Annotated in this window: 18 protein-coding genes; 2 read left to right on the top strand and 16 right to left on the bottom strand. The window is 70.0% G+C overall.

Features of this window, described 5'->3' with window-relative positions; genetic code table 11:
* Positions 1-460: 460 nt before the first annotated feature.
* From PKA16_RS07950 to PKA16_RS08020, 15 genes are all read right to left on the bottom strand, one after another.
* Positions 461-1,984 carry an MDR family MFS transporter gene (locus tag PKA16_RS07950; protein WP_324402073.1) on the bottom strand — a complete coding sequence of 508 codons (1,524 nt, stop codon included), beginning with the start codon at positions 1,982-1,984 and terminating at the stop codon, positions 461-463.
* A 76-nt stretch (positions 1,985-2,060) separates the two neighbouring features.
* On the bottom strand, positions 2,061-3,869 hold the full coding sequence (locus tag PKA16_RS07955; RefSeq protein ID WP_324402074.1) for an acyclic terpene utilization AtuA family protein: 1,809 nt from the start codon (positions 3,867-3,869) through the stop codon (positions 2,061-2,063).
* The gene (locus PKA16_RS07960; RefSeq protein ID WP_324402075.1) at positions 3,866-4,648 is read right to left on the bottom strand and encodes an enoyl-CoA hydratase/isomerase family protein; all 783 of its coding nucleotides are present in this window, start codon (positions 4,646-4,648) and stop codon (positions 3,866-3,868) included. The genes PKA16_RS07955 and PKA16_RS07960 overlap by 4 nt, the downstream gene beginning before the upstream one ends.
* A 22-nt stretch (positions 4,649-4,670) precedes the next feature.
* Positions 4,671-5,360, bottom strand: coding sequence for a glutathione S-transferase family protein (locus PKA16_RS07965; protein ID WP_324402166.1), 690 nt, complete (start codon positions 5,358-5,360; stop codon positions 4,671-4,673).
* Positions 5,361-5,370: 10 nt separating this feature from the next.
* A complete protein-coding gene (locus PKA16_RS07970; RefSeq protein ID WP_324402076.1) occupies positions 5,371-6,960 on the bottom strand; it encodes an AMP-binding protein in 1,590 nt (529 codons plus the stop codon).
* Positions 6,961-7,035: 75 nt separating this feature from the next.
* Positions 7,036-7,797, bottom strand: coding sequence for an enoyl-CoA hydratase/isomerase family protein (locus PKA16_RS07975; RefSeq protein WP_324402077.1), 762 nt, complete (start codon positions 7,795-7,797; stop codon positions 7,036-7,038).
* 173 nt (positions 7,798-7,970) lie between these two features.
* A complete protein-coding gene (locus PKA16_RS07980) occupies positions 7,971-9,527 on the bottom strand; it encodes a long-chain fatty acid--CoA ligase (protein ID WP_324402078.1) in 1,557 nt (518 codons plus the stop codon).
* A gap of 94 nt (positions 9,528-9,621) precedes the next feature.
* Positions 9,622-10,776 carry an acyl-CoA dehydrogenase family protein gene (locus PKA16_RS07985; protein WP_324402079.1) on the bottom strand — a complete coding sequence of 385 codons (1,155 nt, stop codon included), beginning with the start codon at positions 10,774-10,776 and terminating at the stop codon, positions 9,622-9,624.
* 1 nt (position 10,777) lies between these two features.
* Positions 10,778-12,784 carry a biotin carboxylase N-terminal domain-containing protein gene (locus PKA16_RS07990; protein ID WP_324402080.1) on the bottom strand — a complete coding sequence of 669 codons (2,007 nt, stop codon included), beginning with the start codon at positions 12,782-12,784 and terminating at the stop codon, positions 10,778-10,780.
* A 184-nt stretch (positions 12,785-12,968) separates the two neighbouring features.
* The gene (locus tag PKA16_RS07995; RefSeq protein ID WP_324402082.1) at positions 12,969-14,138 is read right to left on the bottom strand and encodes an acyl-CoA dehydrogenase family protein; all 1,170 of its coding nucleotides are present in this window, start codon (positions 14,136-14,138) and stop codon (positions 12,969-12,971) included.
* A gap of 210 nt (positions 14,139-14,348) precedes the next feature.
* Positions 14,349-15,965, bottom strand: coding sequence for a carboxyl transferase domain-containing protein (locus tag PKA16_RS08000; protein WP_324402084.1), 1,617 nt, complete (start codon positions 15,963-15,965; stop codon positions 14,349-14,351).
* 7 nt (positions 15,966-15,972) lie between these two features.
* Positions 15,973-16,629: a TetR/AcrR family transcriptional regulator gene (locus PKA16_RS08005; protein WP_324402085.1), complete on the bottom strand. Its 657-nt coding sequence runs from the start codon at positions 16,627-16,629 to the stop codon at positions 15,973-15,975.
* A 237-nt stretch (positions 16,630-16,866) separates the two neighbouring features.
* Positions 16,867-17,709 (bottom strand): pyridoxine/pyridoxal/pyridoxamine kinase, encoded by an 843-nt coding sequence (gene pdxK / locus PKA16_RS08010; RefSeq protein ID WP_324402087.1) that lies wholly within the window; start codon positions 17,707-17,709, stop codon positions 16,867-16,869.
* 182 nt (positions 17,710-17,891) lie between these two features.
* The gene (asd, locus tag PKA16_RS08015) at positions 17,892-18,740 is read right to left on the bottom strand and encodes an archaetidylserine decarboxylase (RefSeq protein ID WP_324402168.1); all 849 of its coding nucleotides are present in this window, start codon (positions 18,738-18,740) and stop codon (positions 17,892-17,894) included.
* Between the two features lie 23 nt (positions 18,741-18,763).
* A complete protein-coding gene (locus PKA16_RS08020; protein WP_324402089.1) occupies positions 18,764-19,462 on the bottom strand; it encodes a fumarylacetoacetate hydrolase family protein in 699 nt (232 codons plus the stop codon).
* 88 nt (positions 19,463-19,550) lie between these two features.
* On the opposite strand from PKA16_RS08020, the gene PKA16_RS08025 reads away from it, so the two are divergent.
* Together PKA16_RS08025 and PKA16_RS08030 are read left to right on the top strand one after the other, a co-directional pair.
* Entirely contained in the window at positions 19,551-20,495 is a 945-nt protein-coding gene (locus PKA16_RS08025; protein ID WP_324402091.1) for an ATP-binding cassette domain-containing protein, read from the top strand.
* A gap of 151 nt (positions 20,496-20,646) precedes the next feature.
* Positions 20,647-21,453: an ABC transporter permease gene (locus tag PKA16_RS08030; protein ID WP_324402093.1), complete on the top strand. Its 807-nt coding sequence runs from the start codon at positions 20,647-20,649 to the stop codon at positions 21,451-21,453.
* On the opposite strand, the gene PKA16_RS08035 is transcribed toward PKA16_RS08030, so the two are convergent.
* The gene (locus PKA16_RS08035) at positions 21,428-23,083 is read right to left on the bottom strand and encodes a choline dehydrogenase (protein WP_324402095.1); all 1,656 of its coding nucleotides are present in this window, start codon (positions 23,081-23,083) and stop codon (positions 21,428-21,430) included. The genes PKA16_RS08030 and PKA16_RS08035 overlap by 26 nt on opposite strands.
* Positions 23,084-23,105 lie beyond the last annotated feature (22 nt).

Raw genomic sequence — 23,105 nt, forward strand, 5'->3', positions numbered from 1 at the left:
TCCACAGGGCCAAAATACCAGACCTCATGGCGTCCGTTTTTCGGGGGCCAGTTCAAACCGCGCAAGTCCAACGGTCGCGGAGCAGGCCATGCCAGCGGCAGCCGTGGCCGGGGTTTTCCCTGGCCACAGGCTGCGCCCCTAGTGCAGTGTTTCGCCCTGACAGGCACTTATAGAAGCCAGAAAAGGGCTTGCGGCAAGGCGCGGTTCGCAGCCAATGCTGGCGGCCTTGGCAAGAATCGCAACGCCGCCGCGAGCCTTTTTCTGGCTTCCCGCAGGGCGAGCCGCCAAGGGGCCATCTGCCTTGTTGCGCGGCCTTGACATGGGCCCGCCATGCCTGCGGCCACGCGCCGCGCAGCTGGCCCCTTGGCGACTCGCTATAAGCACCTGTCAGGGCGAGACACTGCACCAAAGGGGGGAGGCGCAACATCGCGCAGCGAGTGGAGCCACGGGGGTGGGCACATCACGCCGGTCGGTCCGGTACCACGGGAAACCGGCGCGGCGCGACCAGCAGCATGACAAGCATCAGCACCCCCATCGCCGCCATGCCAAGGTAGAGTTGCACCATGGCGCTGCCGATGGCGTCGTGCAGGTAGTCGACCACGGGGGCCGACGCGGCGCCGCCCTGCACCACCGCCATGACGCCATCGACCGTTGTCGGCAGGCCGTCCTGCAGCGCCTGCGGCGCGTGGGCCAGGCGCGCTCCCAGCGCGCCGTTGAAGATGGCGCCGAACATCGCCGCGCCCAGGCTCTGGCCCAGGTAGCGCGAGAACATGTTGGAGCCGGTGACGACCCCGCGCCGGCCCCAGTCGACCACCGACTGCATGCCCACCAGCAGCGGCGTCGACAGCAGGCCAAGCCCTGCGCCCAGCGCGATCTGGTCCAGCACCACCAGCCACACCGGCTGCGGCCGCGGCAGCAGCACGAAGCCGAGCGACGCCACGATGACCAGCGCCGCCCCGGCCAGCGCCGCGTCGCGAAAGCCAATGCGCAGGTAGACGCGCGGTGACAACGCCGAGGCCACGGGCCAGCCCAGGCTGAGCGTCGCCAGCACCAGTCCCGCTCCGATCGCGCCCAGGCCCTGCACCGACTGCAGCAGGGTCGGCAGGTAGATGCTGGGCGCCATCATCACCACGCCCATGGCGATGGTGGCCAAGTTCGGCCCCACCAGCACGCGCCGGCGCCACAGCCAGCCGGGCAGCACCGGCTCGGCGGCGCGGCGCTCCACCCACACCAGCAACGCCATGGCCAGCGCGGCCGTGCCGAACACCAGGGCCGAGGGCAGCGACCACCAGGGCCAGGCCTGGCCACCCTGCAGCAGGCCGAAGATGAGGGTGCCCAGCGCCGCCAGCACCAGCGCGCCGCCCGCGTAGTCGATGCGCGGCTTGCGACGCTGGTGCGATTCGTGCAGGAAGCCGCCAATCAGTGCCAGCGCCAGCACGCCGACCGGCAGGTTGACGAGGAAGATCCAGGGCCAGGAGGCGTAGTCGACGAAGGCGCCACCCAGCAGCGGCCCGGCGATCGCCGCCACGGCCCACATGCTGGACAGCCAGCCCTGCACCACACCGCGCTCCTCGATCGAATACAGGTCGCCGGCCAGCGTGTTCACCGTGGCCATGATGGCGCCTGCGCCCAGGCCCTGCAGGCCGCGGAAGGCGATCAGGCTGTGCATGTTCCAGGCCAGCGAGCAGGCCACCGAGCCAAGCAGGAAGATCAGCGTGCCGATCATCAGCACCGGCTTGCGGCCGAACTGGTCGGACAGCTTGCCGTAGATCGGGATCGTGACCGTCTGCGCGACCAGGTAGATCGAGAACACCCAGCTCACCAGCGCCAGGCCGCCCAGGTCGCCGACGATCTGCGGGATGGCGGTGGAGACGATGGTGGTGTCCATCGCCGCCAGCATCATCATCGCCATCAGCCCACCCAGCACCCAGCGGCGCGAGGCCTGGCGCGACGGTGCGGGTGCGGGAGCGGGTGCAAAGGGCATGCGCGCCGATGTTCGCACAGCGGCGCGGCGCGCGCCCGGACCCGCGGCGCGACGCGGTTTTCAGCGCGGTCCTGCGCTAAGCCAGCCAGTCGCGCGGCACGCGCACCGGCATGGCCAGCAGGATCTGGCCCATGCCCTTGCCCAGGGCGTCGTTGCGCAGCGAAGCCATGCCGCCTCCGCCCAGTGCCTGCTCGCAGACGAAGTTGAAGGCGTGGATGCCGGGCACCTCGTAGCGCGTCACCTTGCCCAGCACCAGGTGCGCGAGCCATTCCTTGACCCGTGCCTCGGTCAGTTGCGCGCGCAGCAGCGGCAACCATTCGGGGCGGCGCGCGATCACACCGATGTTCGAGCTGTCGCCCTTGTCGCCCGAGCGCGCCCAGGCGACGCGGATCAGGGGTACCTCGACGCAGTTCGCTGGATCGACCTGCTCCACCGGATATTCGGTCACGGTCACTTCCTCGACCGGCCGCGCATCGGCCGGCACCGGGACCTCGGGCAGGGGCACGGCCTGGCCGTCGAGCCGCACCTGCGGCAGGACGCGGGACTTGTCCAGCAGGAAGGCGTACTGGCGGATCAGCGGCGACACGCCGGCGCGACCGCCCGCCCCGGTGGTGCCGGGCGCCCACGAGGTGCCGGCGGGCGCCACCTCGCGCGCCAGCAGCTGCAGGGCCGCCCGCTCCGGGTGGCGCACCGTGAGCCGCAGCACGACCTCGCGCATGTGGGCGGCCGCCGGATGCGCGTGCGGGCCATAGGGCGTCTCGGACCCCAGCACCTCGATGTGCGTGGCGCTGAACGGCCCGAGGCCCTGCCGTGCGAGCAGTTCACCCACGCGCTCGAGGATGGCCTCGCCGGTGCGCTGCGCCTTGGCCACGGCGTCGAAGCCGACGATGGTGAGCTGCGCCGAGGTCTTGTAGCCGTCGACGTAGGTGGCGCTGACCTTGTAGCTGGACGTTGGCGGCAGGCCGCGCGCCCCGGCCACGCGCACGCGCTCCGGGCCGTCGGGCGTGATCGTGACCCGGGTGAAGTCGCACACCACATCGGGCAGCAGGTAGCGCGCCGGGTCGTGGATCTCGTAGAGCAGCTGCTCGGCGACGGTCTGCGGCGCGATCAGGCCGCCGGTGCCGGCCGGCTTGGTGACGCTGAAGCTGCCGTCGGCCCGGCACTCGACGATCGGGTAGCCGATGTGCGCCCAGTCGGGCACGGCCTCCCAGTCGGTGTGCAGGCCGCCCGTGCCCTGGCAGCCGCATTCGATGATGTGCCCCGCCAGGCTGCCGCCCGCCAGCCGGTCGTGGTCGTCCGGCGACCAGCCGAACTCGTGCATCAAGATGCCCAGCGTCACCGCCGAATCGACGCAGCGGCCGGTGACGACGATCTGGGCGCCGGCATCCAGCGCGGCCTTGATCGGCAACGCGCCCAGGTAGGCGTTTGCCGTGACGACCCTGGCCGGCAGCGGCGCGCCGCTCTGCAGCTCGGCAACGGGTGGCTGCTGGCTGCGCAGCTCGGGGATCAGCGGCAGCACGTCATCGCCGCTGACGGTCGCGATCTTCACCTCGACACCCAGCTCCTGCGCCAGCGCCCGCAGCGCGTCGGCGCAGCCCTCGGGGTTGACGCCGCCGGCATTGCTGACGACGCGGATGCCCCTGGCCACCACGTCCTTGAGCACCGACTTCATGGCCACCGTGACGAAGTCGGTGGCATAGCCCAGCTCGGGCTGCTTCATCCGCGCGGCGGCCAGGATCGACATCGTCAGCTCGGCCAGGTAGTCGAACGCCAGGTAGTCGACCTGGCCGCTGGCCACGAGTTGCGGCGCGCCGACGCTGGAATCGCCCCAGAAACCGCTGGCGCCGCCGATGCGGACCAGTCTCTCTTGTGCAGGTGCGTTCATCGTCCGCTCCAGCTCGGCTTGCGCTTTTCACGAAAGGCCGCCTGGCCCTCGGCCGCATCCTCGGTCAGGGCAAAGAGGCCGATCTGGCTTTCGGTGAAGGCCATCGACTCCTCGAACGACATCGCGCCGATGCGCTTCATCAGGTAGAGGCCGCGCCGGATGGCAGCGGGCGACTTGTCCAGGAAGCGATCGAGCAGGGCCTGTACGCCGGCATCCAGGTCCTCGGCCACCCGATTGATCAGGCCGAGCTCCAGCGCCTGCTGCGCCGTGATCGGCTCGCCGGTGATGCACAGCTCGGCCAGCTGGCGCGGGCCGATCAGGCCGTTCAGCACCGACAGCACCTGGGCCGGGAACAGGCCGACCTTGACCTCCGGCAGGCCGAAGATGGCGTGCGGCGCGGCCACCACCAGATCGCACATCGCCATCAGCCCCATGCCGCCCGCCATGCAGGCGCCATTGATGCGTCCGACCAGCGGCACGTTGAGCTGGCGCGACAGGCGGAACAGGTTGGCGATCGACTGCGTGGGCTCGGAATAGTCGAACTTGAACGACTTGCCGGTCTGCAGGTCGGCCCCGGCGCAGAAGGCCTTGTCGCCCGTGCCGGTGAGCACGATGGCGCGCAGGTCGCGGTTCGCGTTGGCGCGCGCCAGCGCCTCGGACAGGCCCCCGATGACCGCGGCATTCATGGCGTTGCGCCGTTCGGGACGGTTGATGGTGAGCCACAGCACGCCGTCTTCCTCGCGCTGCAGCAGTTCGGTCGGTTCGGTCTGGCTGGTCATGATGACTCCCGTCGTTCGATGGTCAAGCGGTGGCGGCGCCCGGCAGCGGCATGCCAAGTACCTCGTCGATCGCCAGGCCCTGGCGCCGAATCGCGTCCTTCTGGGCCTGCTGGGCGCGCGCATAGCCGTCGCGCCGGGCGAGGCGCTGCCAGTAGGCGCGCACCTGCGGGCCATACTGGGCGTCGAGCTGCAGCAGGGTGCCCAGCAGCAGTGCGTAGCCGACGGAGATGTCGGCCACGGTGAAGCGCTGCGCGCACAGGAACTCGCGCCCGTCCGCCAGGATGGATTCGATCGCGCGCAGCCGCGCCAGGAACCACTTGGCGTAGTCGTCGGCCACCTGCGGCTGGCGCCGCTCCTTCGGCTCGAAGCGCGAGTAGCGCAGCACCAGGGTCTGCGGAAAGGTCAGCGTGGCCTCGCCGAAGTGGGTCCAGTTCAGGAACGCGCCGTAGTCCGGCTCGTCGACCGCCACGGCCAGCGGACTCGGCCCGTGGCGCGTTGCAAGGTAGTGACAGATCGCCGCCGACTCGGTCATGCGCGTGTCGCCGTCGAGCATGAGCGGGATGGTGCCGAGCGGATTGAGCTGCTTGTATTCGGGCGCCAGCGCCCGTGGCGGGAACGGCAGCACCGTGAGCTCGTAGGACAGGCGCATTTCCTCCAGCGTCCACAGGGGCCGGAAGGAGCGCGCGTTGATGCAGTGGTAGAGCCGGATCATAGCCATCCCCTCATTCGCCAAAGGCCCGGGCCGCGAGCTCGGCAAACTGCTGGCGCAGCCGGTGCTTCTGCACCTTGCCGGTGGAGGTGGCCGGCAGCTGGTCGACGAAATGCACCAGCTTGGGCACCTCGAAGTCGCCCAGGTGGGCGCGGCAGTGCGCCAGCAGGGCAGCCTCGTCGACCTCGGCGCCGGGTTTCTTCATCACGAAGGCGCATACGGCCTCGGTCCAGCGCGGATGCGGCATGCCGATCACCCCGGCCGCGGCCACGGCAGGGTGCGACAGCAGCACGGCCTCGACCTTGACGCTGGCGACGTTCTCGCCGCCGGTCTTGATCATGTCTTTCTTGCGGTCCAGGAACATCATCTGCCCGCCCGGCCCCCACATGCCGAGGTCGCCCGTGTGGTGCCAGCCGAACTTCTGCGCCGCCGCCGTGGCCTCGGGGTCCTTGAAGTAGCCGAGCATGGCGTTGGCGCCGCGGTGCACGATCTCGCCCGGCTGGCCCTCGCCCAGCAGCCTGCCGTCGTCGTCCATCACCGCGGTCTCGTTGTGCGGCAGCGAGACGCCCCAGTAGTTGGCGTCCAGGTCCGGGTGATCCAGCGGGCGGAAGGTCATGGTGCCGGGGTACATCTCGGTCTGGCCGGTGGCCAGCATGACGTTGGCCGACATGCGCTCGGCGATCAGCGGGATCAGCGGCTTGGGAATGGGCGCCATGGCATAGATGCACATGCGCATGTGCTCGTCGCAGCGGAAGGCCGGATCCGCCAGCAGCGCGCCGTACATCATTGGCAGGCCAGTGAAGGCGGTGTATTTCTCCTTCAGGATCGAGGCGCGCACCTCGTCGGGCACGAAGCCGCGCAGCAGCACCACGCAGGCACCGGCCGCGTGCACGGTGGCCACGAGGCAGTGCTGGGCGCAATGGAACAGCGGCAGCACGCCCGAGAACACGTCCTGCTCGGTGATCCCGAAGCCTGCCATGTTGCCCATCACCGACGCCGCCACCGAGGCGTGTGAATGCACGGCGCCCTTGGGATGGCCGATGGTGCCGCTGGTGTACATGATCAGGGCCGGCGCATCGCCGTCGATCTCGATGCCGGGCAGTTCCGCGCCCTGGCCGTGTTCGGCCTGCGCCAGCGTCGTCGCGCCGGCGATGGCGCTGCCTGCCTGGCCGGCCATCGTCACGACGAGCGGCACGCCGAGCCTGGCCAGCATGTCGGCAATGCCCGGCGCGGCGTGGTAAGCCTCGTCGACGACGACCGCCGAGACCTCGGCGTGGCGCAGGATGTAGTCGATGGCCGCCACGTCGAGCCGGATGTTGACCGGCACCCAGACATTGCCCGACTTGTGGATGCCGTTGTAGGCCACGGCCATGTCGGCCGAGTTGGCGCACAGCATGCCGACCTGCCGCCCGCTGCCGACCGCGCCGATCAGATAGTGGGCAAAGCGCGAGCTGCGCGCGTCGAACTGGCGGTAGGACAGGCGCGTGTCGCCGTCGACCACGGCGATGCGCTCGGGGAACTTGAGCGCGCTGCGGTGCACGAAGTCGCCCAGGGCGACGCGGCGGACGCGGCGCAGTTCCGGGCTCTCATTCATCTGAATCATGGATTCCGACCTCCGAATTGCCGCCACCTGGCAGCGAAACATCAAGATCTGGCCGTGAGGCAAGACCGGACCCGATCACTTGTTCCTGAAACGCCTGGCATAACGAGCGCGGACCTCCGTGGCTTCTGGCTCGACCCCCGTGTACATCATGGTGAACAGGTCACTCGCGGGATCGGGCAGCAGGCTTCGGGCCGCCTCCCGGATCGTGGTCACGGAACTCAGGACCACCGACTGCGCGTGCCCCCCGATCCGCTTCGCCACGTCATCGACGTATGCGGCAATCCGATCGCCCGGGACGATGTTGCTCAGAAAGCCCGACATCCTCGGGTCGCTCATGGGGATCCGGTTGCAGGTCAGGACCAGCTCCGCGACCGTCGCCAGCCCGATGTGCCGGGCCAGCAAGGCATTGGCGCCGAGCGAGAAAGGCACCCCCAGGTCGAGCTCGGGCACATAGGCAACCGCGTCTTCGGTGGCGTAGCGAAGGTCACACGAGGCAGCAAAGATCAGTCCCAGGCCCACCACCATGCCCTTCAGTTCGCAGATGGTGGCCACCGGCAGATCGCGCACACGCTCGAACGCCTTCTGGATGCTGCGATTCAGCATCCACTGCTTTTTTGCAGCCAGGTCATCCAGCTCGGTTGCCAGGTCGAAACCCGCACTGAAGTTCGGCCCGACCGTCCGGAAGACGATGCATCGGACATCGTTCCTGCGGCTGATCTCCTCCGCCCGATCCGCGATGTCCAGGCACATCTGCGGCGTCAGTGCGTTCATCTTCTGGGGGCGATCGACGATGATCTCCGCCCAGGTCTGATGCTCATTCGATTTGATGTATTCCATTTCAGTCCCCAACGCGGGATGTTGCATTTCACTTCGGAGATGGCCGTGCACAGCGATAGGCAAAGTCTCCCAGCGCGATGCGCTGGATGCGGCGCAGGGCGTCAGAAGCGGGCATGTCGATCATGGTCTTGTCACCGGTTCGATCAGCGGGTCACCGATGCAGGGGTGCGCAGTCAGCGCTGCACGGCGGCACCCGCACCACCGAACTGTTGGCGCAGCTCGCGCTTGAGCAGCTTGCCGGTGGCGGTGCGTGGCAGCGTGTCGACGAACTTCACGACGCGCGGGCACTTGAAGCCGGCCAGGCGCTCGCGCGCCCAGGCGATGAGCTCGTTCGCGTCCAGCTGCTGACCGGGCTTGAGCGCGATCACGGCGGTGACGGCCTCGCCCCATTTCGGGTCGGGCGTGCCGAGCACGGCGACTTCGGCGATCTCGGGGCGCTGGTAGAGCACCTGCTCGACCTCGGCCGGGTAGACGTTCTCGCCGCCGCTGATCACCATGTCCTTCTTGCGGTCGACGATGAAGTAGTAGCCCTCGGCGTCCACACGCGCCAGGTCGCCCGAGTGGAACCACCCGTCCTCGTCCAGCACCTCGCGCGTGGCCTCGGGCTTCTGCCAGTAGCCGACGAACACGTTGGGACCGCGGATCAGCAGCTCGCCGACCTCGTCGGTGGCGACGTCGCGGCCGGCATCGTCGACGACGCGATATTCGACGTGCGCGATCGGCTTGCCGACGGAGCCGGCATGCGCGATGACCTCGTCGGCACCGAGCGCCGAGGCCACCGGCGCGGTCTCGGTCAGGCCGAAGCCTTCGGTGAACACCATGCCGTGCTCGCGCAGCTGGCGGATCAGGACCAGCGGGCACGGTGCGCCGCCGGAAATGGCGTAGCGCAGGAAGGAGAAATCGCGCCCCTCCAGGCCCGCCGCCGCGATCGCGGCCCACATCGCCGGCACGCAGAACGCCAGCGTCGGGCGGTGCTTTTCTACGGCGTCGAGCCACGCGACCGGGCTGAACGACTCCAGGATGACCGAGGTGCCGCCCAGGTAGATCAGCGGCAGCGTGAAGATGCCGAAGGCCCCGATGTGGAACAGCGGCGCCGACACCAGCGAGACGTCGCGCGGCGTCAGGCCCTCGGTCATGGCGAAGTGGGTGAAGGCATTCCACAGGTGATTGCCATGCGTCAGCATCGCCCCCTTGGGGAAGCCCGTGGTGCCCGAGGTGTACATCAGCGAGGCGACGTCGTCGGCACGCACGCGCGCTGGCGCACGCGTTGCCTCGCCCGCGGCGATCCACTGCTCGTAGGCGGCGCCATCGCCGGCGGCCCGCTTGTCGGCCGAGGCGATCTCGACCACCTCGCGCACCAGGCTGCCCGCGGCGGCCTCGCGCGCGGTCTGCAGCGTCTGCGTGGACGCGAACAGCACGCAGGGCGCGGCGTCGTCGAGGATGTAGCGCACCTCGGGCGCGGTCAGCCGGAAGTTGATCGGCACGAAGATGGCGCCCAGCTTGGCCACCGCGATCGCCACCTCGAGGAAGTGCGGGCTGTTCAGCGCCAGCAGCGCCACGCGGTCGCCCGGGCGCACGCCCCGCCCGCGCAGGGCACTGGCCAGCGCGTTCGTGCGCGCCTCCAGCTCGCCGAAGCTGAAGCTGCGGCCGGTGTTGGCGTCCACCAGCGCCAGCCGCTCCGGGTTGCGCTGCGCGTGCACGGTGGTCCAGTTGCCGATGCCTTGATCCAAGGTGTGTCTCCTGTCGATCGTTTGTTCAAGAATGAAAAGCCGCTTCAGCCGACCGGCGCCCCGTCGTGCCCGAGGCATGGGCGGCTGCGCTTCGTCACACGAAGCCCCACTGGCGCGCCGCCAGCTCCTTCATGATTTCCTCGGTACCGCCGCCGATGGTGACGACCTTCACCTCGCGGTAGATGCGCTCGCACACGGTGCCGCGCATGAAGCCCATGCCGCCCAGGATCTGCACCCCGGCGTCGGCACAGAACTGCATGGTCTGCGTGGCCTGGTTCTTGAGCGTGCAGACCTCGGCCACCCAGTCACCGCCACTCTCGCCGGCGTCGCCGCGTGCGGCCACATCCTCCAGCCAGGCGCTGGTGGCACAGATGCGCTGGCGCATGTCGACCAGCTTGTGGCGGATCACCTGGTGCGCGACCAGCGGCTGGCCGAAGGTCTGGCGCTGCTGTGCCCAGGCCAGTGCCTCGTCCAGGCAGGCCTCGGCGTAGCCGATGGCGCCGGCCGCCAGGCCCAGGCGCTCGCCGTTGAAGTTGGCCATGATGGCCTTGAAGCCCTGGCCCTCCTCGCCCAGCAGGTAGCGTGCCGGCACGCGCACATCGTCGAAACGCAGGTGCGCGGTGTCGGAGCACAGCCAGCCCATCTTGTCGAGCCGGCTGCGAGACAGTCCCTTGCTGTCACCCGGCACCAGCAGCAGGCTGATGCCGGGGGCGCCCTTGCCTTCACTCGTCCTCACGGCCAGCGTGATCCAGTCGGCGCGCATGCCCGAGGTGATGAAGGTCTTCTCGCCGTTCACCACGTAGTCGTCGCCCTCGCGCCGCGCCGTGGTCCTGAGCTGCGCCACGTCCGAGCCGCCGCCCGGTTCGGTGATGGCCAGCGCCGCGATCTGCTCGCCTGCCAGCACGGGCGGCACCACCGCCTGCCGCACATCGTCACGTGCCAGCAGCACCACCGGCGGCAGTCCGATGTTGTGCGAGAACAGGCTCGCCTGCACGCCACCCGAGGTGCCGTAGCGGCACAGCGCGCGCCACACCGGCAGGCGCAGCGCCAGGGGCGCGGGCGTGCCGCCGTACTCCTCGGGATAGCCCAGGCCGAGCAGGCCGAGCTCGGCGGCGCGGCGATACAACGTGCGTGGGAACTCGCCGGCCGTGTCCCATTCCGTCACGTGCGGGGCGATCTCGGTGCGGGCGAAGCGCGCCACCGTGTCGACCAGCGCGCTGCGCGCCTCGCGCAGTTCATCAGGCGTCATCTCAAGCATCCGTGGTTTCCTTTTGCGTGGCGGACGCGGCCGCGTCCTCGGCAGCAAAGCGCAGCAGCACCTGGCCCGGCGTGACCTGCTGACCCTCGCTCACCAGCACCTCGGCCACGGTCACGGCGGCACGCGGCGCCAGACTGTGCTCCAGTTTCATCGACTCGATCACCACCGCGGTCTCGCCGGCTTCAAGCGCTTGGCCGGCCTGCGCCGCCACACGCACCACGCGGCCGTTGAAGGGTGCCTTGAGTTCGGCCGCCGCGCGCGCGCCGCCGCCGGCCACCACGGGCTCGAACGAGACATCGTCGAACCACCAGTCCACGCCGCCGGCCTGCGCATGCCAGCGCGGCGCGTCCTGCGTCGCCGGCACGCGCACCGCGCGCACGAGCCGGCTCGCGCCGCCGCTCTCGGTGCAGCGCACGCGGCCATCCGGCAGTGCCTGCAGGGCCAGGCTGCGCGCCTCGGCCGACTCGCCACCGGGCTGCACCTGCACGCGACCGGCGTCGGCTCGCACCGCGAGGGCCAGCACCTGTTCGCGATGCGCCAGCCTGAGCGGCAGCGCGAAGCGGCACGGCAGGCCGTCGATCCCATGGGGGAAAACCACCGCCAGCGCCTGGCCGGCATGCGCCAGCCGCTCCTTTTCCAGGAGCCGATCGCGCAAGGCGTCGCCATGCTCGGCGAGGAACGAAATCAACGCCTCGCCGCGCCGGAAGCGCGCGTCATCCAGGCATTCCATCAGGAAGCCGCGGTTGCTCGGCAGCCCGAGCAGCTCGGTCTGCGCCAGGGCCGCCAGCAGCGCGTCGATGGCCTCGTCGCGCGTCGGCGCATGCACGATCAGCTTGCCGAGCATGGCGTCGTAATACGGCGTGACTTCGCTGCCGGATTCGATCGCGTGATCGAAGCGCAGCGCACCGCGCTCGAACGCCGCCGCGGCGGGTGCGCTGAAGTGCAGGATGCGGCCGGCGTGCGGCACGTAGTTCTCGTCCTCGGCGCACAGGCGCACCTCGATCGCGTGGCCCTGCAATTGCACCTGCCCCTGCGCGAGCGGCAACGGCTCGCCACGTGCGACGCGGATCTGCCATTCCACCAGATCCAGCCCGGTCAGGGCTTCCGTGACCGGGTGCTCGACCTGCAGGCGCGTGTTCATTTCCATAAGGAAAAATTCCGTGCCTTCCAGCAGGAACTCCACTGTGCCGGCACCCACGTAGCCCGCGCCGCGCGCCAGCGCCACCGCGCATTCGCCCATGCGCGCACGCAACTCGGGCGAGACCGCCGGGCTGGGCGCTTCCTCGATGATCTTCTGGTGACGTCGCTGCACCGAGCAGTCACGCTCGCCCAGGTGCACGGCGTTGCCGTGCGCGTCGGCAAAGACCTGGATCTCGACGTGGCGCGGCTGCATCACGGCACGCTCGATCAGCAGGTCGCCGTTGCCGAAGCCGGCCTGCGCCTCGGAGCGTGCACTGGCCAGCGCCGCGGCGAGCTGGCCCGGCTCGGTCACCAGCCGCATGCCGCGCCCGCCGCCGCCGGCCACGGCCTTGACCATGACGGGGTAGCCGATCTTCTCGGCCTCGGCGACGAAGCGCGCCTCGGACTGGTCGTCGCCCGCGTAGCCCGGCAGGCAGGGCACGCCCTGCTTCAGGCCCAGCGCCTTGGCAGCGGCCTTGTCGCCCAGCGCCCGGATGGCAGCTGGCGGCGGGCCGATCCAGGTCAGGCCGGCGTCCTGCACCGCCTGGGCAAAGCCCGCGTCCTCGCTCAGGAAGCCGTAGCCCGGGTGCACGGCGTCGGCACCGGTGGCGCGTGCCGCCTCCAGCAGCTTGTCCACGCGCAGGTAGCTCTCGGCCGAGGTGTTGCCGCCCAGCGCCCAGGCCACGGTGGCCTCGCGCACGTGCGGGGCATTGGCATCGGCGTCGGAATGCACGGCGACGGTCTCGATACCCACGCGATGCGCCGTGGCGATGACGCGGCGCGCAATCTCGCCGCGATTGGCGATGAGGATCTTCTTCATGTTGCAGATGTCAGTAGTAAAGCGCAGCGGCCCTCACCCCAGCCCTCTCCCGAAGAGAGAGGACGAAGGGCCGCAGAGCAGGCCAATCCAGCGGCAGCCGGGCCCGGACCTGCGCCGGGCACTGGCTGCGTCTCCCCTCGCGCAGCAGAGGGGGGAAGCGGCTTCAGCCGCTCAGGGGGGTGCTTCATCTTTTCGCCATGCCCATGGTCTTGGCGATGATCCCCATCATCACCTCGTCGGCGCCGCCGCCGATGGAGGCCAGGCGGCCGTCGCGGTACAGGCGCGAGACGCGGTTGTCCCAGGTGTAGCCCATGCCGCCCCAGAACTGCAGGCAGGTGTCCGAGACCTGGCGCATCAGGCGCCCGGCCTTGAGCTTGGCCATGCTGGCCCACTGCAGTACGTCGTCGCCGGCGATGTAGCGCTCGCCCGCGGCCCAGGTGAGGGCGCGCAGGGCCTCGACCTCGGTCTGCAGTTCCACCAGCTTGAACTGCACCCACTGCTGGTCCAGCAGCGTGCTGCCGAACATCCGGCGCTCGCGTGCCCAATCGATGGTCTCGCGGATGCATTCGTCCAGGGCCAGCAGCGCGTTGGCGGCCGCCCACAGGCGCTCCTCCTGGAACTGCTGCATCTGGTAAATGAAGCCTTGCCCCTCGGCGCCGATCAGGTTGCGCTGCGGCACCCGCACCTCGTCGAAGTAGATCAGGCCGGTGTCGCTCGAATCCATGCCGATCTTGCGGATCTTGCGCGCGACCTCGATGCCTTTCATCAGCTTGCCGTTCGGACGGTCGCGCATCGGCACCATGACCAGGCTCTTGTTCTTGTGCACCGGCCCATCGCTGGTATTGACCAGCATGCACATCCAGTCAGCCTGCAGGCTGTTGGTGATCCACATCTTCTGGCCGGTGATGACGTAGTCGTCGCCATCCTTGCGTGCGTGGCTCCTGATGGCCGAGACGTCGCTGCCCGCGCCGGGCTCGGACACGCCGATGCAGCCCACCATGTCGCCGGCGATCGCCGGAGCCAGGAATTCGCGCTTGAGCTCGTCGCTGCCGAAGCGCGCCAGCGCCGGCGTGCACATGTCGGTCTGCACGCCGATCGCCATCGGCACGCCGCCGCAGCGGATCAGGCCCAGGGTCTCGGCCATCACCATGCTGTAGGAGTAGTCCAGCCCCATGCCGCCGTATTCGACCGGTTTGGTCAGGCCCAGCAGCCCCAGGTCGCCCAGGCCCTTGAACACCTGGTGGGCGGGGAAGATCTGGGCCTCCTCCCATTCGTCGACGTGAGGATTGATGTGCTCGTCGATGTAGCGCTTGAGCGTGTCGCGGATTTGCTCGTGTTCGTGGGTCAGTTGCATGGTTTGTTTCCTTGAATTTCAAGACAGCCGGACGCGAAGGACGCGAAAACTCGCGAAGGACGCAAAAAAGTCAATTTCCTGGTGCGCAAGCAGCACCCCGATCGTCAGGCAGGATTCCTGAACCCCACTCTGGCGCCGCCCCATTCAAATGGTTTCTTTCGCGCCCTTCGCGCATCTTTCGCGTCCTTCGCGTCCGGCCGTTCAAGCGCCTCACATCCTCGCCACCCCGAACTGCATCGGCCGCATGGTGCGTGCCGCGCCTTCGGCCAGGGTGTCGAGGCAGAACGCCAGCACCGCGCGCGTGTCGCGCGGGTCGATGACACCGTCGTCCAGCAGCAGGCCGCTGGTGGTGAAGGCATCCTGCTGGCGCTCGAACATGGCGACCACGGCGTCGAACTGCTGCTGCATCTTGGCCGGGTCGGGCTCCACGCCCTTGCGCCGCAGCGCCGCCTCGGTCACCATGCGCATGGTGCCGGCGGCCTGCTCGCCGCCCATCACCGCCGTGGTCGCGCAGGGCCATGAGAACAGGAAGCGCGGCGCGAAGCCGCGCCCGCACATGCCGTAGTTGCCGGCACCAAAGCTGGCGCCGCACTGGATCGTGAGCTGCGGCACAGTGGCGTTGGTGACGGCCTGGATCATCTTGCTGCCGTGCTTGATCATGCCGGCCTGCTCGACGTCCTTGCCGACCATGTAGCCGGTGGTGTTCTGCAGATAGATGATGGGGTGGCCAAGCTGGCACATCCACTGGATGAAGTGCGTGGCCTTGTTGGCGCCCGCGTTGTCGATCGGGCCGTTGTTGGTGATGATGCCGATGGCGTGCCCGTGGATCGCTGCCTGCGCGCACACCGTCGCGCTGCCGTAGCCGGCCTTGAACTCCAGCAGCTCGCCGCCATCGACCAGGCGCACCGCCACCTCGCGCATGTCCACCGGCTCGCGGTGGTGCACCGGCATCAGCGTCAGCAGCTCCTCGGCCGGCCAGGGTGGCTCGGCAAAGGCAGCGCGGCCCGGGCGCGCACGGTCCCACTGCAGCTGCGCCACCACGCGGCGCGCGATGCCGAGCGCCTCGCGGTCGTCGCGCGCCAGGAATTCGCCCAGGCCCGAGACCGTGGTGTGCATCAGCGCGCCGCCCAGCTCCTCCTCGGTGGCGATCTCGCCGGTGGCGGCCTTGAGCAGCGGCGGGCCGGCCAGGAAGGCGCGCGAGCGGCCCTCGACCATGATCACGATGTCGGACAGGCCCGGCATGTAGGCGCCGCCCGCCGTGCCGGATCCGTGCTGCACCGTGATCACCGGGATGCCGGCGGCCGAGAGCCGCGCGAGGTTGCGAAAGAGCGAACCGCCAATCACGAAGCCCTCGACGCGGTAGCGCATCAGGTCGGCGCCGGCACTCTCGACCAGGTGCAGGAATGGCAGGCGCTCGGCCAGCGCGATCTCCTGCACGCGCAGCATCTTGTCCAGGCCGCCTGGCTGGATGGCCCCGGCATCGATCCCGGAGTCGCTTGCCACCACCATGCAGCGTGTGCCCGCGACGAAACCGATGCCCGCGACCAGCCCGCCGCCGGGCACGGATTTTTCCGGATCGGGCACGTCGCGCAGGTAGCCCGCCAGCGACGCCAGCGGCAGCCAGGGCGCGCCGCGGTCCAGCAGCAGCGCCACGCGCTCGCGCGGCAGCAGCTGCCCGCGCTTGGCAAAGCGCGCCGCCGCCGCGCCGGACTTGGCCTCGGTGCGCTGCTCCAGCGCGCGCCAGCACGCGATGCGCTCCAGCATGTGGGCACGTCGCGCCTCGGCCTGGGGGTTGCCGGTGTTCCAGCCGGATTCGAATGGGATCATGGGTATGTCAGGGTTGATGGACGAACAGGCGCAGCGCCTGCTCGGTCAGCTCGTCCAGGGTCAGCGGCCCCTGGGGGTTGAACCATTGCGCGGCCCAGTTGAGCGCACCGAAGATCAGCAGGCGCGCAACCTCGGGCCGGGCCCTGAGCTGGCCGTCGCGGTGCAGGCGACGCAGGGCCGGCATCCAGGCGGCCTCGTAGGCATCCTTCTGCTTCGCCACGTCGCGCCGCTGCTCGGGCGTGAGGGCGCGCCACTCGTAGAGCATGACCGGGATGAAGTGGCTGTCCGGCCCCACGACCACGGCCAGATGGTGGCGGACCAGCGCGCGCAGCCGCTCCAGCCCCGTGGCGCGCCGGCCGAGCTGGCGCAGGAGCAGCGCCTGGCTTTCCGAAACCGCTGCCATTCCCGCCTGCATGACGGCGTGGAGCATGGCACCCTTGCTCTCGAAATAGTAGAACGGCGAGCCGCTCTGCATGCCCGCCGCTGCGGCGATGTCGCGCGTGCTGGTGGCGTCGTAGCCCTGGCTGCGGAACAGCCGTGCCGCCGCCTGCAGCAGCTCGGCACGGCGCTCGCTCTCCTCGCGCTCCTGCAGTGTCTTGCGCGGCCGTCCGCGCCGCGCCGGCGGAGGCGAGGCGGCGTGGGCTGCGGTGGACGATTCGGTCATGGCCGAAGAATAATCCATCGCCTTAATTAATTCAAGCGTATGCTTTGTAAAAATCGTCCGGGATTTCCCGATGCCCCCCAGCGGCTGCGCAGGAAGCTGGCCCAGCCACCCCGCACCGGGGTAGGCGGCAGCACCTCGCGCGGGACACGATCGGGTCCGGCGCGGGTCCGCCACAACGCCCCCCGATGCGAAGCGCCGGGGTGCTGGAAGGATCTGGGACGCCGCGGCGCGGCAGCTTCAGGCGGGCAGCAGCAGCTCGGCGCAACCCGCGCGGTGCGTCAGCGCAACGGCTGCGACGACCGCGTCGCAGGCGGCCTGTGCCGCCTCGGCCAGCGAGGCCCCCGCCAGCAGGCGTGCGCCCAGCGTGGCACTGAACAGGTCGCCCGTGCCCTTGGGCGCGGCGTCGACGCGCTCGTGCTCGATCACCTGTGTTTCATGGGCACTGACCACCGCCACGCGCATGCGGCCGCGTGGCCACTCTCGCGGGGCGGCGCTGGTCACCACGACCCAGCGGGTGCGACCCTGCAGCAGCCCGCGTGCCGCGGCCAGCACCTGCTCCAGCGTCTGCACCGGCGCACCGGTCAGCGTGCCGAGCTCGAAGCTGTTGGGCAGCAACCCCGTCGCCAGCCCCAGCAGCTCTTCCCGGTAGGCCTGCACCAGCGCCGGATCGACGTAGACGCCCACGTCCGCGTCGCCAATCACCGGGTCGATCAGCACGTTCAGATCCGGCAGCGCCGCGCGCCGCGCCGCGATCCAGCGCCCCAGCACTTGCGCCTGCGCCGCGCGGCCCAGGTAGCCCAGTTGCACCAGGCGCAGCCGGCGCAGGCAGTCGCGCGCCACCAGATCCTCCAGCCAGCCGGCAAACCACTCGTCCGGCGGCGGCCCACCGTGCAGCGTCGGATAGTGCGGCGTGTTGCTGAGCAGCACCGTGGGCACGGCCGCCGCCGTCAGCCCATGGCGCTGGAACGCGGCCAGCGCGACGTTGTTGCCCACGCGTCCGTACACCACCTGCGACTGCACCGACACCACGTCAAGCTGCAGCGGCTGCAGTGCGCTCGCGTCAGGCGTCTCTGCGTTCATGACCCACCTTTCATTTCAGCTGCTCCACCGCGCTTCGTGATCCGCGACGCATGAAACTCCGAGGTCGAACGGCCGCGGAGCAGGCCATGCGGGGCACCCGTGACCAGGGTCTCCCTGCTTGGTCAGGCCGGGTGCGTCCCCCTCGGGGTGAAGGAGCGCAGCGACATAGGGGGGATGTCATTTCAGCCCAGCGCGCGCCCGAGCGCCTCGCCCACGCGCACGGCGCCACCCGGCTCCCAGTCCGGGTTGAACTTCAGCGTGCCGCGCGGCCACAGCAGGACCACGGTGGAGCCCAGCAGGAAGCGCCCCATCTCGGCGCCCTTGTCCAGGTCGATTTCCTGGCCACGGTATTCGAAGCGGCGCACGCTGCCCGGCCGCGGCGGGTTGACCACGCCGTGCCACACGGTGGCGATGCTGCCGACGATGGTGGCGCCCACCAATACCATGGCGAGCGGCCCACGCGGCGTGTCGAAGGCGCAGACCACGCGTTCGTTGCGCGCGAACAGGCCAGGCACCCCGCGCACCGTGGTCGGGTTGACCGAGAACAGTTCGCCCGGCACGTGCACCATGCTCTCGAGCCGGCCGCCGCACGGCATGTGGATGCGGTGGTAGTCGCGCGGGCTCAGGTAGAGCGTGGCGAACTGGCCGTGCTCGAACTCGCGCGCCAGCCGCAGGTCGTCACCCAGCAGGGCCACGGCGCTGTAGACGTGGCCCTTGGCCTGGAACAGCTGGCCCTGCTCGATGGCGCCGAACTGGCTGATGGCCCCGTCCACCGGGCACACGTAGTCGGTGCGCGCCAGGGGTCGCACACCCGGCTTGAGCGCGCGCGTGAAGAAGTCGTTGAAGCTGGCATAGCCCTCGACGCGCGGCTCGGCCGCCTCGCTCATGTCGACGCCGTAGCGCGCCACGAAACGCCGGATCGCCGCGTGCGTCAGCCCGCCCAGCTGGGCGCCCGCAGCCAGGCCCGCCAGCTCGGTGAGCAGGCGCTTGGGCAGCAGGTACTGGGCGCCGACGGCCAGGCGCTCTGCCAGCGGGACGGACACCGGCGCCTCCTTCATTGCGACTGGCCGATGGCGAGCTCGATCTCGCCGACGCCCTCGATGCGGCCCGTCAGCCGATCGCCCGGCTGCACGGGCCCCACGCCCTCGGGCGTCCCGGTGTAGATCAGGTCGCCGGGCCCCAGGTGGTAGTAGCGCGATAGCCGGGCCACCACCTCGGCCACGCGCCAGACCATGTCGGCCAGGTCGCCGTGCTGGCGACGCGTGCCGTTGACAGCCAGCTCGATCGCGCCACGCGCCGGATGGCCGATCTGGTGGGCCGGCACCAGTTCACCCAGCACGGCGGCGCCCTCGAAGTCCTTGCCAAAGGCCCAGGGCTGCCCCTTTTTCTTGGCCGCGCCCTGCAGGTCGCGCCGCGTCATGTCGAGGCCGCAGGCGTAGGCCCAGACACAGTCCTGCGCCTGCTCGGGCGTGACGCGAAATGCCGGCTGGCCCAGCGCGACCACCAGCTCGATTTCATGTTGCAGGTCCCGCGTCTCGAGTGCATAGGGCAGGGTCACGCCGCTGGACACAAGGTGTGCCGGTGTCTTGTTGAAGAAGAATGGCGGTTCGCGCTCCGGGTCACCGCCCATCTCGCGCGCATGCGCCGCGTAATTACGACCGACACAGAAGATGCGCTGCACGGCGTAACGCTGCGCGCTGCCGCGCACGGACGCGGCGGCTTGCGGGGCGGGGTCAAAGACGTAGGCGGTCATGGCTTGGAAATGGACGCGTGACCCCGATTGTCGCGGCAATCGACATCGGCGCGCAGCCGGGGCGTCGGGCCGGCACAATGGCAACCCCATGAGTGCACCGCCCCTGCTCGACGCGCGCGACCTGGTCAAGACCTACGGTGGCACGCGCGTCGTCGACGGTGTGTCGCTCGCCATCGCGCCAGGCGAGTGCCTGGGCGTGATCGGGCCGAACGGTGCCGGCAAGACCACCACCATTCGCCTGTGCCTGGGCCTGACAGCGCCGGATGCCGGCAGCATCCGCTACTTCGCGCGGCCGGACGGCACGGCGCTGGAAATGCCGCGCGACGCACTCGCCATCAAGGCCCGCCTGGGCGTGGTGTCGCAGTTCGATTCGCTGGATCCGGACTTCGACTGCGGCGAGAACCTGTTCGTGTTCGGGCGCTACTTCGGGCTGCCGCGCGCGGTGCTGGCCCAGCGCGTGCCGCAATTGCTGGAATTTGCCGCGCTGGCGCACAAGGCGCGCGCGCGGCCATCCGAGCTGTCGGGCGGCATGCGCCGGCGCCTGTCGCTGGCGCGCGCGCTCATCAACAACCCCGACCTGCTGCTGCTGGACGAACCCACCACCGGCCTGGACCCACAGGCGCGCCACCTGATGTGGGAACGGCTGCAGCTATTGCTGCAGGCGGGCAAGGCGATCCTGCTGACCACCCACTTCATGGACGAGGCCGAGCGCCTGTGCCAGCGCCTGCTGGTGATCGACCACGGCCGCAAGATCGCCGAGGGGGCGCCACGTGCCCTGATTGCCGAGCACCTGGAGCCCGAGGTGGTCGAGGTCTACGGTCAGGGCGCGCTGGCGCTGGCCGGCTCGCCCCTGGCGGCCTACGCCGAGCGCGTCGAGACCAGCGGCGAGACGGTGTTCTTCTACACCCGGCGCGCGCAGGCGCTGCTGGATGCGCTGCAGGCGCACCCCGAGCTGCGCACCCTGCACCGACCCGCCAATCTGGAGGATCTGTTCCTCAAGCTGACCGGGCGCCAGATCCGCGAGGAAGGATGACGCTCCCCACTGAGCCGCTGCGGGTCTTCCCCCCTGAGGGGAGACGCACGAGGCCCAGCAAAGCGGGGCCACGGGCGCCCCCGCATGACCAGCTCTGCGACCACTGGAACCGCGGCGCGCGGAGCACGCCCGGCACAATTGGCGCCAGACCATGACCTCTGCCGCACCCTCCACCTGGGCCCCGCCGCGCGTCTCGCTGCGCTGGTGGCCGGTGTTCGCGCGCAACCTGCGCGTCTGGCGCAAGCTGGCGCTGCCCAGCCTGCTGGCCAACATCGGCGAGCCGCTCCTGTGGCTGGTGGCCTTCGGCTACGGCCTGGGCTCGATGATCGGCGAGGTCAGCGCGCACGGGGTGCAGATGCCCTACATCCTGTTCCTGGCCAGTGGCTCGGTCTGCATGAGCGCGATGAACGCGGCCAGCTTCGAGGCCCTGTATTCGGCCTTCTCGCGCATGCACGTGCAGAAGACCTGGGACGGCATCCTCAACACCCCCGTGCAGCTCGACGACGTGGTGCTGGCCGAGATGCTGTGGGCCGGCTTCAAGGCGCTGTTCTCGGCCACCGTGATCCTGGCGGTGATCTGGGCCCTGGGCATCACGCAGTCGCCGCGCACCCTGCTGGCGCTGCCGATCCTGCTGGCCACCGGCGTCACCTTTGCCAGCCTGGCGCTGGTATTCAACGCCAAGGCCAGCGGCTACGACTTCTTCACCTACTACTTCGCGGTGTTCCTCTCGCCCATGATGTTCGTCTCGGGCGTGTTCTTCCCGCGCGAGCAGCTGCCCGCCTTCGCCCAGGTCATCACCGACTGGCTGCCGCTCACCGCGGCGGTGGAGCTGGTGCGCCCGCTGTTCCTGGAGCAGTGGCCGGCCGAGCCGTGGCGCAACCTGGCGATCCTGGCGGCCTACGCCAGCGTCGGCCTGTGGGTAGCGCTGGCCTTCACGCGCCAGCGCTTCCGGCGCTGACGCCTGCTGCGGCCCCGCCCGACGCAGAAGCGGTCGCATTCGACGATGCGGAAGGTCCCTTGCGGATCCAGTGCGCCACGCGTTCGGCGATCATGATCACCGGCGCGTTGGTGTTGCCCCCGACCACCCTGGGCATGACCGAGGCGTCGACGACGCGCAAGCCCTCGACGCCGCGCACGCGCAGGCGCGCATCCACCACGTCGAGCGGCCCGCTGCCCATGCGGCAGGAACCGACCGGGTGGTAGATGGTGTCGGCGTGCTGGCGGATGAAGGTCTCGATCTCGGCGTCGCTGCGGGCCCCGGCAGACTGCTCGCGTCCGCCACGCCGCGCCAGCGCCGGCTGTTGCAGCAGATCGCGCATCAGCCGAAAGCCCCGCACCAGGCGCCGCAGGTCGTCCGGCTCCTGCAGGAAGGCCGGGTCGATCAGCGGCGCCGCGAGCGGGTCGCTGCTGGCCAGGCGCACGCTGCCGCGGCTCCTGGGCCGCAGCACGCAGACGTGGCAGGAAAAGCCGTGGCCGAACACCGTGGCGCGGCCGTGGTCCACCAGCTTGCCGACCACGAAGTGCAACTGCAGGTCGGGCAGCGACTCGGCCGGATCGCTCTTGAGAAAGCCCCCGGCCTCGGCAAAGTTGCTGGTCATCGGCCCGCGCCGGGCCTCGCGCCACCGCCGGATGTCGCCCACCGTGCGCCAGGCGCCGGTCGGCGACAGGCCGAACAGTTCGTGCGCGCCAGGAACGTTCCAGACCTGCACCACGTCGGGGTGGTCGTGCAGGTGCAGGCCGACGCCGGGCAGCTCGTGCTGCACCGCGATGCCATGTTCGCGCAGATGCCCGGCCGGGCCGATGCCCGAGAGCATCAGCAGCTGGGGCGACTGGAAGGCGCCGGCCGACAGGATCACCTCGCGCTCGGCGCGCAGCGTCCTTTCCGCGCCGCCTTCCAGATAGGCCACGCCCACGGCGCGACCGTGCTCGAGCAGCACGCGCGTGACATGCACACCCGTCAGCACGCGCAGGTTCGGGCGCGACAGATTGGGCGTGAGATAGGCCTTCGCGGCCGAGCAGCGCTCGCCGCCCTTGTGCGTGACCTGGTAGAGACCCACGCCTTCCTGTTCGGCGCCGTTGAAGTCGCGGTTGTGCACATGGCCGGCCTGCACCCCCGCCTCGACGAAGGCCTGGGCGAACGGGTTCGGGTCGCACAGGTCCATCACGTTCAGCGGCCCGCCGGCGCCATGCCATGCATCGGCGCCGCGCTCGTTGTTCTCCGCGCGCTTGAAGAAGGGCAGCACCTCGTCCCAGCCCCAGCCGACGTTGCCCTCGGCGGCCCAGGCGTTGTAGTCGCCCGGTACGCCGCGCATGTAGATCATGGCGTTGACCGAGCTCGAACCACCCAGCACCTTGCCGCGCGGCTGATAGCCGCGCCGGCCCGCAAGGCCCGGCTGCGGCACGGTCTGGAAGCCCCAGTTCTCGCGCCCGAACTTCGCCAGCAGTGCGAGGCCCGCCGGGCAGTGGATCAGCACGCTGCTGTCGGGCGGCCCCGCCTCCAGCAGCGTGACCCGCACCTGGGGATCTTCCGTCAGGCGTGCCGCCAGCACGCAGCCGGCCGAGCCGGCGCCCACGATCACGTAGTCCATCCTCGCCTTTCTCCATGTGATT

This window comes from Ottowia sp. (genome assembly GCF_035325765.1).
In the GTDB taxonomy this organism is placed as follows: Bacteria; Pseudomonadota; Gammaproteobacteria; order Burkholderiales; family Burkholderiaceae_C; genus Ottowia.